This is a genomic window from Agrococcus sp. UYP33 (assembly GCF_054060915.1).
The window spans coordinates 927,598-940,816 of record NZ_JBSSDR010000001.1 but is presented as its reverse complement, the minus strand read 5'-3'; the positions used below and the strand labels follow the sequence as shown (position 1 = coordinate 940,816).

Annotated in this window: 16 protein-coding genes; 4 read left to right on the top strand and 12 right to left on the bottom strand. The window is 71.3% G+C overall.

Annotation, left to right across the window (positions count from 1 at the left end):
- Window positions 1-3 precede the first annotated feature (3 nt).
- The 5 genes from paaE to paaA all read right to left on the bottom strand — a co-directional run bounded on the left by paaE (window position 4) and on the right by paaA (window position 3,916).
- Window positions 4-1,131 (bottom strand): 1,2-phenylacetyl-CoA epoxidase subunit PaaE, encoded by a 1,128-nt coding sequence (paaE, locus tag ACVWW9_RS04585; RefSeq protein ID WP_456514574.1) that lies wholly within the window; start codon window positions 1,129-1,131, stop codon window positions 4-6.
- A 2-nt stretch (window positions 1,132-1,133) separates the two neighbouring features.
- The gene (gene paaD, locus ACVWW9_RS04580) at window positions 1,134-1,634 is read right to left on the bottom strand and encodes a 1,2-phenylacetyl-CoA epoxidase subunit PaaD (protein ID WP_456514573.1); all 501 of its coding nucleotides are present in this window, start codon (window positions 1,632-1,634) and stop codon (window positions 1,134-1,136) included.
- Window positions 1,634-2,530 carry a 1,2-phenylacetyl-CoA epoxidase subunit PaaC gene (gene paaC, locus ACVWW9_RS04575; protein ID WP_456514572.1) on the bottom strand — a complete coding sequence of 299 codons (897 nt, stop codon included), beginning with the start codon at window positions 2,528-2,530 and terminating at the stop codon, window positions 1,634-1,636. Before paaC ends, paaD begins: the two co-directional genes overlap by 1 nt.
- Window positions 2,527-2,832 carry a 1,2-phenylacetyl-CoA epoxidase subunit PaaB gene (paaB, locus tag ACVWW9_RS04570; RefSeq protein ID WP_123696538.1) on the bottom strand — a complete coding sequence of 102 codons (306 nt, stop codon included), beginning with the start codon at window positions 2,830-2,832 and terminating at the stop codon, window positions 2,527-2,529. Before paaB ends, paaC begins: the two co-directional genes overlap by 4 nt.
- Window positions 2,833-2,932: 100 nt before the next feature.
- Window positions 2,933-3,916, bottom strand: a complete 984-nt coding sequence (gene paaA / locus ACVWW9_RS04565; RefSeq protein WP_456514571.1) for a 1,2-phenylacetyl-CoA epoxidase subunit PaaA — start codon at window positions 3,914-3,916, stop codon at window positions 2,933-2,935.
- A 122-nt stretch (window positions 3,917-4,038) separates the two neighbouring features.
- Here paaA and paaI point away from each other — a divergent pair, with 122 nt between their 5' ends.
- The 4 genes from paaI (at window position 4,039) to ACVWW9_RS04545 (ending at window position 7,588) form a co-directional block, all read left to right on the top strand.
- Entirely contained in the window at window positions 4,039-4,479 is a 441-nt protein-coding gene (gene paaI / locus ACVWW9_RS04560; protein ID WP_123696536.1) for a hydroxyphenylacetyl-CoA thioesterase PaaI, read from the top strand.
- Window positions 4,480-4,583: 104 nt separating this feature from the next.
- Complete coding sequence (paaK, locus tag ACVWW9_RS04555; protein WP_456514570.1) at window positions 4,584-5,924, top strand: phenylacetate--CoA ligase PaaK; 1,341 nt, start codon at window positions 4,584-4,586, stop codon at window positions 5,922-5,924.
- A 58-nt stretch (window positions 5,925-5,982) separates the two neighbouring features.
- Window positions 5,983-6,594, top strand: coding sequence for a TetR/AcrR family transcriptional regulator (locus ACVWW9_RS04550; protein WP_354257841.1), 612 nt, complete (start codon window positions 5,983-5,985; stop codon window positions 6,592-6,594).
- Between the two features lie 286 nt (window positions 6,595-6,880).
- Window positions 6,881-7,588 (top strand): transglycosylase family protein, encoded by a 708-nt coding sequence (locus ACVWW9_RS04545; RefSeq protein WP_456514569.1) that lies wholly within the window; start codon window positions 6,881-6,883, stop codon window positions 7,586-7,588.
- Window positions 7,589-7,666: 78 nt separating this feature from the next.
- Here the strand turns inward: ACVWW9_RS04545 and ACVWW9_RS04540 are convergent, their stop codons facing one another.
- From ACVWW9_RS04540 to ACVWW9_RS04510, 7 genes are all read right to left on the bottom strand, one after another.
- A complete protein-coding gene (locus ACVWW9_RS04540; protein WP_456514568.1) occupies window positions 7,667-8,071 on the bottom strand; it encodes a nuclear transport factor 2 family protein in 405 nt (134 codons plus the stop codon).
- Window positions 8,072-8,195: 124 nt separating this feature from the next.
- Window positions 8,196-8,375, bottom strand: coding sequence for a hypothetical protein (locus tag ACVWW9_RS04535; protein ID WP_456515423.1), 180 nt, complete (start codon window positions 8,373-8,375; stop codon window positions 8,196-8,198).
- Between the two features lie 52 nt (window positions 8,376-8,427).
- Window positions 8,428-8,670: a hypothetical protein gene (locus ACVWW9_RS04530; protein ID WP_456514567.1), complete on the bottom strand. Its 243-nt coding sequence runs from the start codon at window positions 8,668-8,670 to the stop codon at window positions 8,428-8,430.
- The gene (locus ACVWW9_RS04525) at window positions 8,664-9,260 is read right to left on the bottom strand and encodes a hypothetical protein (protein WP_456514566.1); all 597 of its coding nucleotides are present in this window, start codon (window positions 9,258-9,260) and stop codon (window positions 8,664-8,666) included. The genes ACVWW9_RS04530 and ACVWW9_RS04525 overlap by 7 nt, the downstream gene beginning before the upstream one ends.
- Window positions 9,261-9,340: 80 nt before the next feature.
- Window positions 9,341-11,449: a phenylacetic acid degradation bifunctional protein PaaZ gene (gene paaZ, locus ACVWW9_RS04520; RefSeq protein WP_456514565.1), complete on the bottom strand. Its 2,109-nt coding sequence runs from the start codon at window positions 11,447-11,449 to the stop codon at window positions 9,341-9,343.
- 58 nt (window positions 11,450-11,507) lie between these two features.
- Window positions 11,508-12,383: a 3-hydroxyacyl-CoA dehydrogenase family protein gene (locus ACVWW9_RS04515; RefSeq protein WP_456514564.1), complete on the bottom strand. Its 876-nt coding sequence runs from the start codon at window positions 12,381-12,383 to the stop codon at window positions 11,508-11,510.
- On the bottom strand, window positions 12,380-13,171 hold the full coding sequence (locus ACVWW9_RS04510) for an enoyl-CoA hydratase/isomerase family protein (protein ID WP_456514563.1): 792 nt from the start codon (window positions 13,169-13,171) through the stop codon (window positions 12,380-12,382). Before ACVWW9_RS04510 ends, ACVWW9_RS04515 begins: the two co-directional genes overlap by 4 nt.
- Window positions 13,172-13,219: the final 48 nt, after the last annotated feature.

Genomic DNA, 13,219 nt, shown 5'->3' with positions numbered 1-13,219 from the left:
CCGCTACACGTCGTAGTCGACGACGACCTTGGCCGTGTCGGCCTTCGGGTGCGACTGGCAGGTGAGCACGTAGCCTCGCGCGATCTCGTCGGGCTCGAGCGCGTAGTTCTCGGTCATCGTCACGCTGCCCGAGACGACCTTCGCGCGGCACGTGCCGCACACGCCGCCGGCGCACGCGAACGGCACGTCCGGGCGCACGCGCAGCGCGGCGTTGAGGATCGACTCGCGCGCCGAGAGCGGCGACTCGACCTGCGTCGACTGCCCGTCGAGCGTGAAGTCGAGCGTCCAGGTGTCCTCGCCGGCATCGACCTGCACGGGGCGTCCGCGGTCGCCGCCCGCCGCATCCGGCTTGCCCGTCGTGAACAGCTCGAAGCGCACGTGCGACGGGTCGACGCCCTTCGCCGCGAGCACGTCGCGGCAGAGCTGCACGAGCTCGAACGGCCCGCAGAGGAACCACTCGTCGACGGTATCGGGGCGGATGAGGTCGGTCAGGATGCGCTCGAGCCGCTCCTCGTCGATGCGGCCCGACATCAGCGGCGCGGCGCGCTGCTCGCGCGAGAGCACGTGGTGCAGCGCGAGCCGCGAGGGGTAGCGGTCCTTGAGGTCGGCGAGCTCCTCGATGAACATGACGTCGAGGGTCGACCGGTTCGAGAACAGCAGCGAGAACGTCGACGTCGCCGAGCGCGAGAGCACCTCGTGCGCGAGCGCCATCATCGGCGTGATGCCGCTGCCGGCCGCGATGCCGACGACGTGCGCGCCGTCGACCTCGTCGAGCGCCGAGGTGAACGTGCCCTGCGGCACCATCACGTCGATGCGCGCGCCGGGCTGCAGCTCGGCGTTCGCCCAGGTCGAGAAGCGGCCGCCGAGGTCACGCTTGATCGCGACCGAGATCGAGCCGGGGGTCGGCGGGCGGCAGATCGAGTAGGAGCGGCGCACCTCGTGGCCGTCGATCGTCGCGCGGAGCGCGAGGTGCTGGCCGGCGACGTAGCCGAAGTCGTCGTGCAGCGCCTCCGGCACGGCGAACGTCACCTCGACGGCGCTCTCGGTGAGCGGTCGCACCGCGGCGACCTCGAGCTCGTGGAAGCGAGCGCGCTTGCGGGACGTGCTCGAGCCCAGGTTGATGGCGGCCACGCTCAGTGCACCTTGAAGTGGTCGAACGGCTCGAGGCACGCGAGGCACTCGAAGTGCGACTTGCAGGCGGTGGAGCCGAAGCGCGAGACCTCGCGCGTGCGCAGCGATCCGCAGCGCGGGCACTTCACGCCCAGCGAGAGCGGGATCGGGCCGTGCCGCTCGCCCGCGCGGTGCGTGGGCGGCGCGATGCCGTACTGCTCGAGCTTCGCCTTGCCGGCGTCGCTCATCCAGTCGGTCGTCCAGGCGGGGGAGAGGGTGAAGTCGACCCGCACGTCGCGGAAGCCCTCGACGGTGAGCGCGAGCAGCACGTCGTCGCGCATCTGGTCGATCGCCGGGCAGCCGGAGTAGGTGGGCGTGAGGGTGACGACCGTGGTCTGCCCCTCGATCCGCACGTCGCGGAGCACACCGAGGTCCTCGATCGTGAGCACCGGCACCTCGGGGTCGGTGACGGCGGCGGCGATGCGCCACGCCTCCTCGCGGGTGGGAGCGGATGCGGTCGCCATCACCACGTCGCCCCCGGATGGCGGCGCGCGAGCACCTGCATCTCGGCGAGCAGCGGGCCGAGGTGCGTGGAGTGGTGGCCGTGGCGGCCGCCGCCCGACGACTGGCCGATCCTCGAGTTCGTGAAGTCGGCCTCGGCGATCTCCGCCTCGGCGAGCACCGCCGACCAGATCTCGTCAAACTGCGCGCGCAGGTTCGACGGCCGCGGCGCGATGTCGCCGAGCCGGTCGTGCAGCTCGTCGTCGCGGAAGAGCTCGTCGGTGTACGGCCAGGTGTCGGTGAGCGCGACGAGCAGGCGGCGGCGCGACTCCTCGGTGCCGCCCGCGAGCCGGAGCGTCCACTGCACGGCGTGGTCGCGGTGGTACGCGACCTCCTTCACCGACTTGGCCGCGATCGCGGCGAGCGACGCATCCGTCGACCGCGCCAGCGCCGTGTAGAGCTCCTGCATCCAGATGGCCGCGATCAGGCCGCGCGCGATCGTGTGCGCGAAGTCGCCGTTCGGCTGCTGGAACAGCCACGCGCAGCGGAACTCGTGCTCGTCGCGCCAGTAGGCGAGGTCGTCCTCGGTCCTGCCGGATGCGGTGCCGGCGTAGTGCAGCAGCGAGCGCGCGTGCCCGAGCAGGTCGAGCGCGATGTTGCCGAGCGCCATGTCCTCCTCGAGCTCTGGGGCGCGGGAGATCCACCAGCCGAGCCGCTGGGACAGGATGAGCGCGTCGTCGCCGAGCCGGAGTGCGTACTCCGCGACGTCGGGCGTCGCCGTCGCCGACGCATCCGCGCCCGACAGCTCGGACTGCAGCTCGAGCTCGTCGACGGAGACGTCGCCGTGCACGGCGTCGGCATCGGCCTGGTGGGCGGCGGCGACGGATGCGGCGTCGCGGGCCGGGGGCTGGGGAGTCACAGGTGGGGGACCTCCGCGCTCTTCTCGTAGTACTTGGCGTGGCGGTAGTTCTTGCCCGCGGGGCTCTCGAAGAAGGCGCCCTTCTGGTCGGGGTCGCTCGTCGTGATCGCGCTCGAGCGCACGACCCACACCGAGACGCCCTCGTTGCGGCGCGTGTAGAGGTCGCGCGCGTTGCGGAGCGCCATGTCGTCGTCGGGCGCGTGGAGCGACCCGACGTGCACGTGGCTCAGGCCGCGGTTGGCGCGCACGAACACCTCGTACAGCGGCCACCCCTCGCCGGCGACGTCTCCGGGTGTCGACATCTTCGTCTCCTCGTCCTGCTCCGTCGAACTTCCCTGAAGTCCGGGATTGCTGCGTCGAATCCCGCAGTTCGGGGAAGCTCGACGGTCGTGTCGGTGTGGGTCAGGCGGCCTGGCGGGTGCGCGCGGCCTGCTTCTCGGCGTAGGCGGCGGCGGCCTCGCGCACCCACGCGCCGTCCTCGTGCGCGTCGCGGCGGTGCTGGATGCGCTGGGCGTTCGCGGGCCCGCGACCGGCGAGCACCTCGTTGAACTCGGTCCAGTCGATCTCCGACATGTCCCACTCGCCCCGCTCCTCGTTCCAGCGGAGGTTCGGGTCGGGCAGCGTGAGCCCCAGCACCTCGGCCTGCGGCACGAGCATGCTGACGAAGCGCTGGCGCAGCTCGTCGTTCGAGAAGCGCTTGATCTTCCAGGCCATCGACTGCGCCGAGTTCGGCGACTCGTCGTCGGGCGGGCCGAACATCATGAGCGACGGCCAGTACCAGCGGTCCACGGCCTCCTGGGCCATCCGGTGCTGCGCCTCGGTGCCCTGGCTCAGCTCGAGCAGGATCTCGAAGCCCTGGCGCTGGTGGAACGACTCCTCCTTGCAGATGCGCACCATCGCGCGCCCGTAGGGGCCGTAGGAGGCGCGGCACAGCGGCACCTGGTTGCAGATCGCGGCGCCGTCGACGAGCCAGCCGATCGCGCCCATGTCGGCCCACGTCGGCGTCGGGTAGTTGAAGATCGAGGAGTAGCGGGCGCGCGACTCGATGAGCTGCTCGGTCATCTCGTCGCGGCTGATGCCGAGCGTCTGCGCGGCGGAGTAGAGGTAGAGCCCGTGGCCGGCCTCGTCCTGCACCTTGGCCATGAGGATCGCCTTGCGCTTCAGGCTCGGCGCGCGCGAGATCCAGTTGCCCTCGGGCTGCATGCCGATGATCTCGGAGTGCGCGTGCTGGGAGATCTGGCGGATGAGCGTCTTGCGGTACGCGTCGGGCATCCAGTCGCGCGGTTCGATGCGCTGGTCGGCCTCAATGAGCGCATCGAAGCGGGCCTGCAGCTCGGCCTCGTCGAGGTCGCCCGTGGCGGATGCGTCGGGTGCGGTGAGCGTCATCGTCGACTCCCCTTCCTGGGATTCGGAATTAGTTACCGAACGTTCAGTAAGTATAGACTCACCCCGAGCGGACCCGCAACGGCCGCTCGAGCACGACAGATCACACGGGCGATGGAGCACGGATGCGAGACGAGAGCTGGCTGGCCACGATCATGGCCGAGACGGACCGGGCCAAGGAGGCGTTCGGCATCGAGATCGCCGAGCTCGAGCGCGGCCGCGCCGTGCTCACGATGCCCATCACCGATGCGATGGTGAACGGCTTCGGCATCACCCACGGCGGGCTCGTCTTCACGCTCGCCGACACGGCCTTCGCCTACGCGTGCAACGAGGACGCCACGGTGACGGTCGCCTCCGGTGCCGACATCACGTTCGCCAAGGCCACGCACGTCGGGCAGACGCTCACCGCGACCGCCGAGCGCCGCTGGCGCTCGGGCCGCAACGGCATCTACGACGTCTCGGTGGTCGACGAGACCGGCGACACCGTCGCGGAGTTCCGCGGCCGCTCGTTCGCCACCAACCGCCCAGCCCCCGCGACGCCGACCGGCGCCGGCGGCCCCGCCTGACCCACCCGCGAGACGCCGAGCTTCCCTCTACCGCGGGTTTCCGCCCCGGAAACCCGCAGTAGAGGGAAGCTCGGCACCACGAAGCACGAGGAAAGAGAGCGACGATGCTCGACCAGACCACCGCATCCGATGGCCTCCGCGACCCGGATCTGCGAGACACCGGCGAGCGGCTCTCGCTCGACGAGCTGCGCAGCCTGCAGCTCGAGCGGCTCAAGCAGACGGTGCGCCACGCCTACGCCAACGTGCCGACCTACACGCGGAAGCTCGACGAGGCCGGGGTGACGCCCGACGACATCCGCTCGCTCGACGACCTGCAGCTGCTGCCCTTCACCACGAAGGAGGACCTGCGGGCGTCGTACCCGTTCGGCATGTTCGCGGTGCCGATGGCCGAGGTCGCGCGCATCCACGCGTCGTCGGGCACGACCGGCCGCCCGACCGTCGTCGGCTACACGAAGGCCGACCTCGAGGTCTGGGCCGAGGTCGTCGCGCGCTCGCTGCGCGCGGCGGGCGTGCGACCGGGCATGAAGGTGCACAACGCCTACGGCTACGGCCTCTTCACCGGCGGCCAGGGCGCGCACGCCGGCATCGAGCGGCTCGGCGCGACCGTCATCCCCGTCTCGGGCGGGCAGACGGCGCGACAGGTGCAGCTCATCCGCGACTTCGAGCCCGACGCGATCATGTGCACGCCCTCGTACCTGCTGACGATCGCGGATGCGTTCGAGGACGCGGGGCTCGACCCGCGCGAGACGTCGCTCAAGGTCGCGATCTGCGGCGCCGAGCCGTGGACGAACGAGATGCGGCACGAGCTCGAGCGGCGGATGGGCATCGACGCGGTCGACATCTATGGGCTGTCGGAGGTCATGGGACCGGGCGTCGGCAGCGAGTTCGCGACGACGAAGGACGGCCCGACGATCTGGGAGGACCACTTCCTGCCCGAGGTGATCGACGGCGAGACCGGTCGGCAGCTGCCCGACGGCGAGATGGGCGAGCTCGTCTTCACGTCGCTCACGAAGCAGGCGTTCCCCGTGCTGCGCTACCGCACGCGCGACCTGACGCGGCTGCTGCCCGGCTCGGCGCAGTCGACCATGCGACGCATCGAGAAGATCACCGGCCGCAACGACGACATGATCATCCTGCGCGGCGTGAACCTCTTCCCGACGCAGATCGAGGAGATCGCGCTCGAGATCGAGCACCTGACGCCGCACTTCGTGCTCGAGCTCGTCAAGCGCGGGCGCATGGACGGCCTGGTCGTGAAGATCGAGTGCACGCCGGGGCTCAAGCCGGTCGTCTCCACCGCGGCCGCCGAGGTGCTCAAGCTGCGCGTGAAGGAGCGGATCGGCACGACCGTCGACGTCGAGGTCGTGCCTGCCGGGTCGCTGCCGCGCTCGGAGGGCAAGTACAAGCGCGTCTACGACCTGCGGGAGTCCGCTGCGGTGGTCGAGTAGCAGCCGGGCTGAGCCCGGCCGCGCATCGAGACCACGCCCGATGCTGGAGGATGGATCGATGACCGCCACCGCCGAGCCCGCCCGCCGCGGCCGACCGGGCTACGACCGCGACTCGATGCTCGAGGTGGTCGTCGCGGCGTTCAACGAGCGCGGCTACGACGCGACGTCGCTCGGCGTGATCGCCGAGCGGCTCGGGCTGTCGAAGTCGGCGATCTACCACCACTTCGCCTCCAAGGAGCAGATGCTCGAGGTGGCGCTCGCGCAGGCGCTCGACGCGCTCGAGGCGGTCTTCGACGCGCCGGAGGCGACGTCGGGTCCGGTGGTCGACCGCATCCGCTACGTCGTGCGCGGCGCCGTGCTCGTGCTGTGCGAGCGGAAGCCCTTCGTGACGCTGCTGCTGCGCCTGCGCGGCAATACCCCGATCGAGCTCGAGGCGATGCGCCGCCGGCGCGAGATCGACCGGAAGCTGCGGCTGCTCTTCGAGGCGTCGCGCGACGAGGGCACGCTACGGCCCGACATGGATCCGCGCATCGCCGAGCGGCTGACGTTCGGCATGGTGAACTCGATCGCCGAGTGGTACCGGCCGGGCGGCTCGATCACGCCGGAGCAGCTCGCCGACTCGGTGCTCGAGCTCGTGCGCACCGGACTGCGCGAGCCGTCCTCGCTCTAGGCGCATGGGGCCCGGAGGTCGCGGATGGTCGGTTGGCTCTTCGCGCTCGATGACGGCTGCGACCCGAGGGGTCGACCCGTATGGCCGCAGCCGCTCAGATCGCTGGAGGCCGCGCCGAGGATGACGTGATCGTTACCGAATCGTGACAATCGTGTAGCGTGGACGACCTGAACCGCGAAGGACGGCCGTCGCATCCGCCCCGAGAGTCCTTCGTGCCATCGAATCCAATCTTCCGGTCGGGCGGTCGCGCGCTCTGCGTGCGTGAGACGGGGCCCTGGAGTTCATCGTGAGCAACCACACCACGTCCGGCATCACCGCCGGCACCCGCGCCCGCCGATCCAAGCGCGCGATCGCGGGGCTCGTCGCCACCGGCGTCGCGACCGTCGCGGGCGCCGTGCTCGTGCCGACCGCCGCGAACGCGGCATCGGACTCGACCTGGGATGCGCTCGCGCAGTGCGAGTCGAGCGGCAACTGGTCGATCGACACCGGCAACGGCTACTACGGCGGCCTGCAGTTCTCGCTCTCGACCTGGCAGGCCTACGGCGGCAGCGGCAACCCCGCCGACGCGTCGCGCGAGGAGCAGATCCGCGTGGCCGAGAACACGCTCGCCGGGCAGGGCTGGGGCGCTTGGCCCTCGTGCTCGGCGCAGATCGGCGCGAGCGGCGCCGCGGAGCCGCGCGCAGCCGCGCCGGCGCCCGCGCAGCAGCAGGCCGCGCCCGCACCGGCCCAGCAGCAGGCTCCGGCCGCTGCGCCGGCCGCTGCCGCGCCCGCCGCACCGGCGGCCGCCCCCGCTGCCGCCCCCGCGCAGCAGCTGCCCGACGTGCAGCCCTCCGACGTGACGTACACCGTCGTCGCGGGCGACTCGCTCTCGGCGATCGCCACCGCGCAGGGCGTCGACAGCGGCTGGCTCGGGCTCTTCGCCGTGAACCAGTCGACGGTCGCCGACCCCGACGTCATCCAGGTCGGCCAGCAGCTCGTCCTGCCAGCCGAGTAGCCGACCGCTGCCGGTACCGGATGGTCGTCTGCGGCTGACGCGATCGACCATTCGGTACCGGAAGGCGCTCCGCACAGGTCACCCGGGCGGATCCGACGCCAGCTGCACCCATTGCGAGCGCCACGCGGGCGGGTCGAACGGCTCGCTCCAGTAGGCGGTCTCCCGGGCGATCCGGCCGCCGCGCAGCTCGAAGACGAAGACCGTCCTGTAGACCGGGCCGCCGTAGTCGAGCGTCGCCTCGGCGACCACGAGGTCGCCGGAGCTCAGCAGCCGCCGCGGCGTGATGGTCGGCAGCTGCGGGAACGCGCGGTAGATCCCACGGCGCGCGTCGCCGCCGATCACCCGCTCGCCCGACTGCGGCCAGTCCATGACGCTGTCCTCGGCGAACAGCTCGTCCATCACGTCGATGTCCCGGTCGTTGATGCACGCGATGAGCCGCTCGATCACGGCCTCGTTCTGCGCGTTGCGCCTCGCACCGTCCACGGTGCACCTCCTTGCGACGGAGGGCACGGCCGCGACATCCGTCGGTCGTCGTGCACCTCCGGCAAGGCGCATCGTCCTCCCTCTCGACCCCGGGCGGCAGGCCCGACTTCGCGAGCAGGAGGACTCAGCCCGCGGACTGCTCCTGCTCCTTCGCCACGTAGGTCAGCAGGTCGTACTGCGCGACCGTCTCGTCGTCCTGGTTCGTGAGCACCGCATCCCACCTCACCTCGCCGTAGGGATCGGTCTCGCGCGGCGTGATCTGCTTCGCCGTGAGGGTGACCGGCAGCGAGTCACGTGCAAGCAAAGGACTGCACGGCAGCAGATGGTCTAGGGACCCGTCACCAGAACAGCCTGCTTCAGGCGAGATGCAGCTCGTCGCGGGTGTAGCTGGTCACGACTGGCTCACCGGCGCCCTCAACTTGGACCTTCACCGTATAGCGGCCGGTGATGGTCTTGCCGACGACCGTCCCGACGGCGTCGTGGCGCCCAAACGTTACCGTCACGCTCGACCCGGTCCTAGGCTCGGCGCGCGTTGTGCGCCCAAGGCGACCGGCTGCGTACGCGCGCTTCGTTGCCACCGTCTCCTCCTTGATCACCACGGATGCGATCCCGTGGCTAGCTTCAAGTATGCCTGGGTGACACGATCAAGGCCAGTGGCGAACTTGTCGAGACGACGCCGCATCACCCGAAAGGTATTCAAGGTGAGCGGGTGGACCGCGTGCGCTCCGGAAATCTTAGAAGGATCGTTGTGCGCAATGCCGTTCCGTGCCATGTTCAGCCATTCGAGCCGTGCATTCCAGTCGCCAGCTCCCTTGGCGCCCGGGTAGGCGGCGTTCAAGTCCGGCCATACAGTCATACCCAGGGCTGTCCAATCGGTGCCGATATTCCCGGGGCCGGCGTTGCCTGAGTCGAGCTTGCGACCTGTCTGAAGCCTCGAACGAAACGCCGCTCGCAGGTCGCCGCTGCTCACTTGCGCGGGGGTGCAGATGGCGTCGATCGCCTCGTCGTGCAGATCGCGGCAGTAGCCCTGCACCTCCGAAGCTAGTCGAAGAAACAGCGCATGATTGAGTTCTGTGACATCACGCGGTCGGCCAGCTAACCCTCCGGTTATAGCTCCATGCACTCGCTCGAGGCGCTCAAGTGCTGCGGCCCTCTCGCTGTGCCATCGATTGAGTGCCTTTGAACTCATGGCTCGTACCATAACGCGCACGAGTCGCTACTTCTTGGCTCGGAGGTCCCGCTATCATTCTCGGGCTTCGCGGGGATGACTCAGCCCGCGGGCTGCTCCTGCTCCTTCGCGACGTAGGTCAGCAGGTCGTACTGCGCGACCGTCTCGTCGTCCTGGTTGGTGAGCACCGCATCCCACCGCACCTCGCCGTAGGGATCGGTCTCGCGCGGCGTGATCTGCTTCGCCGTGAGCGTGACCCGCAGCGAGTCCCCCGGGGAGACGGGCGTCATGAAGCGGAGGTTGTCGAGCCCGGTGTTCGCGAGCACGGGGCCCGGCGCCGGCTCGACGAAGAGCCCGGCCGCGAACGACAGCAGCAGGTAGCCGTGCGCCACGCGTCCCGGGAAGAAGGGGTTCGCCTCGGCCGCCTCCTGGTCCATGTGGGCGTAGAAGAGGTCGCCGGTGAAGTCGGCGAAGTGCTCGATGTCGTCGAGCGTGATGACGCGGCGCTCCGAGACCACCTGGTCGCCGATCCGCAGCTCGGCGAGCGACTTGCGGAACGGGTGGGGCGCATCCGTCGACGCCGCGGCGCCCTGGTGCCAGACGCCGGTGAGGGCGGTCAGCATGGTCGGGCTGCCCTGGATGGCGGTGCGCTGCATGTGGTGGAGCACCGAGCGGATGCCGCCCAGCTCCTCGCCGCCGCCGGCGCGGCCGGGGCCGCCGTGCACGAGCATCGGCAGCGGCGAGCCGTGCCCGGTCGAGGCGCGCGCGTCGTCGCGGTCGAGCAGCAGGATGCGGCCGTTGTGCGGCGCGATGCGGCGCGTGAGCTCGGCGACGAACACCGGGTCGTGGGATGCGACCGACGTCACGAGCGAACCGCCGCCGCGCGCGACGATCTCGGCCGCCTGCTCCGGGCTGCCGTACTCGACGAGCGACGAGACGGGGCCGAACGCCTCGATCTCGTGCAGGGCGTCCGACTCCGGGTCGCGGAACGCGAGCAGCGTCGGGGCGACGAACGCGCCGTCCGCCGCCTCGCCGAGCGAGCCGTCGGCGAGCGTCACGTGGCCGGCGTCGCCGCCGACGACGATCTGGCCGCCGCCCTCGCGCAGCTTCATGACCTGCTTGAGCACCTCGTCGCGCTGCTCGGTCGACGCGAGCGGCCCCATCGTCACGCCCTCGGCGCGCGGGTCGCCGACGACCACCTTCGCGGCGATGCGCTCGCGCACGGCGTCGGCCACCGCATCCGTCATGCCGGTCGGCACGATCGCGCGGCGGATGGCCGTGCACTTCTGGCCCGCCTTCGCGGTCATCTCGGTCACGACGCCGCGCACGAACGCGTCGAACTCGGGCGTGCCGGGCTCGGCGTCGGGCCCGAGGACGGATGCGTTGATCGAGTCGGTCTCGACGGTGAAGCGCACGCCGTGGGTCTGCACCGCGTCGTGGAGGCGGAGGCCCGCGGCGGTCGACGCGGAGCCGGTGAAGCTCACGGTGTCGCCGAGCCGCAGGTGGTCGAGCAGGTCGCGCGCGGAGCCGGAGACGAGCTGGATCGCGCCCGCGGGCAGCAGGCCGGACTCGGCGAGGATGCGCACCATGTGCTCGGCGACGTAGCCCGTGGGCGTCGCGGGCTTGATGAGCGTCGGCATGCCGGCGAGGAACGCGGGGGCGAGCTTCTCGAGCGCACCCCAGACGGGGAAGTTGAAGGCGTTGATCTGCACCGCGACGCCGGGCAGCGTCGTGCAGATGTGGCGGGCGAGGAACGAGCCGTCCTTCGAGAGCTGCTCGACCGGGCCGTCGAGGTAGATCGTCGACTGCGGCATCTCGCGGCGGCCCTTCGACGAGTAGGTGAAGAGCACGCCGATGCCGCCGTCGATGTCGACCCACGAGTCGTTCTTCGTCGCGCCCGTGCGGCTCGAGAGCTCGTACAGCTCGCCCTTCCGCTCCGTGAGCGCGAGCGCCATCCGCTTCAGCAGGATCGCGCGCTGGTGGAAGGTGAGCGGCGCGAGGCTGTGCTGGCCGACGGTGCGGGCGTGCTCGAGCGCGGCCGCGAGGTCGAGGCCCGTCGTCGAGACGCGCACGACCTCCTCGCCGGTGGAAGCGTCGCGCACGACCGCGGCGTCGCTCGCGGCGTCGCCGGTCGGCTCCCACCAGCCGTCCTGCACGTAGCTGGGCAGGATGCGGGTGCGGGTCATGAGGTCGGACATCGTCGTCTCCATCTGTCGTCGTCGGGGATGGTCTCGAGGTGCCGCGAGCGGCGGCGCCTCGACCAGCGGGTCAGGTCCAGTCGTAGAAGCCGCGGCCGCTCTTCTTGCCGAGCCGCCCCTCCGCGACCATCTGGCGCAGCAGCGGGGGCGGCTCGAAGCGCGGGCCGAGCTCGCGGTGCAGCTGCTCGGCGATGCCGAGCCGCACGTCGAGCCCGACGATGTCGGTCGTGCGGAGCGGTCCGGTCGGGTGCTTGTAGCCGAGCTCCATCGCGAGGTCGATGTCGCCGGGGCTCGCGACGCCCTCCTCGACCATCCGGATGGCCTCGAGGCCGATCGCGACGCCGAGCCGCGAGCTCGCGAAGCCGGGCGCGTCGTGGACGGTCACCGGCGCCTTGCCGATCGCCTCGACCCACGCGCGCGCGTCGTTCGCGAGGCGCGGATCCGTGCCGTCGCCGAGCACGATCTCGACGAGCGTCGACGCCGGGACCGGGTTGAAGAAGTGCAGCCCGAGGAAGCGGGCGGGGCGCTCGAGCGCCGCGGCGAGCCTGCCGATCGAGATCGACGAGGTGTTGCTCGCGAGTGCTGCGCGGTCGTGCAGGACAGCCTCGACGCGGGCGAGCGCCTCGGCCTTGAGCGCCTCGTCCTCAGGCACCGCCTCGACGACGAGGTCGGCGTCGGCGAAGGCGCTGACGTCGGTGGCGACGCGGATGCGGCCGGTCAGGTCGTCGAGCGGCTCGGCCCAGCCCCGCTCGACGCTCTTCGCGAGGCTCGCGCGCACCCGCTCGTCGGCGGCGTGCGCCGCGTCGGCGTCGCGCTCGACCACGACGACCTGGCTGCCGGCGAGCACGAACGCGTGCGCGATGCCGGCGCCCATGCGGCCGCCGCCGAGCACGCCGACGCGCTCGGGCGCGCCAGCGCCGACCGTGGCATCCGTCGTGTCGGTCATCGCGTGGCCTCCCGCTCGTCGGTGCCGGTGCGCGGCTCGGTGCTGTCGGTTCGGCGACTGCGCCGCTCGAGGAACGCGGTCATGCGCCGGTGCTTCTCGGGGCTCTCGAAGAGCACCGCCTGCTCGGCGAGGTCGATCTCGGGGTGCGCGCTCGCGGGGGCGAGCAGTGCGCGCTTCGTCGCCTGCGTGGCCGCGGGGTCGAGGGCCGCGATGCGGTCGGCGAGCTCGGCGGCGCGGGCGAGCGCCGCCTCCGGCTCGAGCACGGCCGAGACGAGCCCGGCGGCGAGCGCCTCCTCGGCGCCGAGCACGCGGCCGGCGAGCAGCACCTCGCTCGCGAGCGCCTCGCCGACGATCTCCTTGAGGCGCCAGGTGGCGCCGGCGGCGGCGATGATGCCGAGTCCGGTCTCCGGGTTGCCGATCTTCAGCGACGGCGTGCCGATGCGGATGTCGGCGGCGTACGCGAGCTCGGCGCCGCCGCCGAGCGCATAGCCGTCGAGCACGGCGATCACGGGCATCGGCAGCGCGCGGATGCGCTGGAAGCAGCGGGTGTTGATGCCGGCGAGGGCGTCGGTCGCGCGGCGCTCGCGGAGCTGCGCGATGTCGGCGCCGGCCGCGAAGGTGCCGCCGGAGCCGGTGATGACGAGCGTGCGGCGCTCGACCTCGAGGCGCGCGCAGAGCCGGTGCAGGGCGTCGATGAGCTCCTGGTCGATCGCGTTGCGCTTCTCGGGCCGGTCGAGCGTCGCGAGCACGAAGCGCTCGCGCTCCTCGACCCGCAGCCCCCCGCTCACGTCCTCGTTCCGTTCTTCTCAACGGAGCGATCGGTCATGCGAGGGGGT

Bases quoted from the DNA above. Each gene is read 5' to 3' on its own strand.
- paaD (WP_456514573.1), bottom strand. From the start codon at position 1,634: ATGGCGACCGCATCCGCTCCCACCCGCGAGGAGGCGTGGCGCATCGCC.
- paaB (WP_123696538.1), bottom strand. From the start codon at position 2,832: ATGTCGACACCCGGAGACGTCGCCGGCGAGGGGTGGCCGCTGTACGAG.
- paaA (WP_456514571.1), bottom strand. From the start codon at position 3,916: ATGACGCTCACCGCACCCGACGCATCCGCCACGGGCGACCTCGACGAG.
- paaI (WP_123696536.1), top strand. From the start codon at position 4,039: ATGCGAGACGAGAGCTGGCTGGCCACGATCATGGCCGAGACGGACCGG.
- paaK (WP_456514570.1), top strand. From the start codon at position 4,584: ATGCTCGACCAGACCACCGCATCCGATGGCCTCCGCGACCCGGATCTG.
- ACVWW9_RS04550 (WP_354257841.1), top strand. From the start codon at position 5,983: ATGACCGCCACCGCCGAGCCCGCCCGCCGCGGCCGACCGGGCTACGAC.
- ACVWW9_RS04525 (WP_456514566.1), bottom strand. From the start codon at position 9,260: ATGAGTTCAAAGGCACTCAATCGATGGCACAGCGAGAGGGCCGCAGCA.
- paaZ (WP_456514565.1), bottom strand. From the start codon at position 11,449: ATGGAGACGACGATGTCCGACCTCATGACCCGCACCCGCATCCTGCCC.
- ACVWW9_RS04515 (WP_456514564.1), bottom strand. From the start codon at position 12,383: ATGACCGACACGACGGATGCCACGGTCGGCGCTGGCGCGCCCGAGCGC.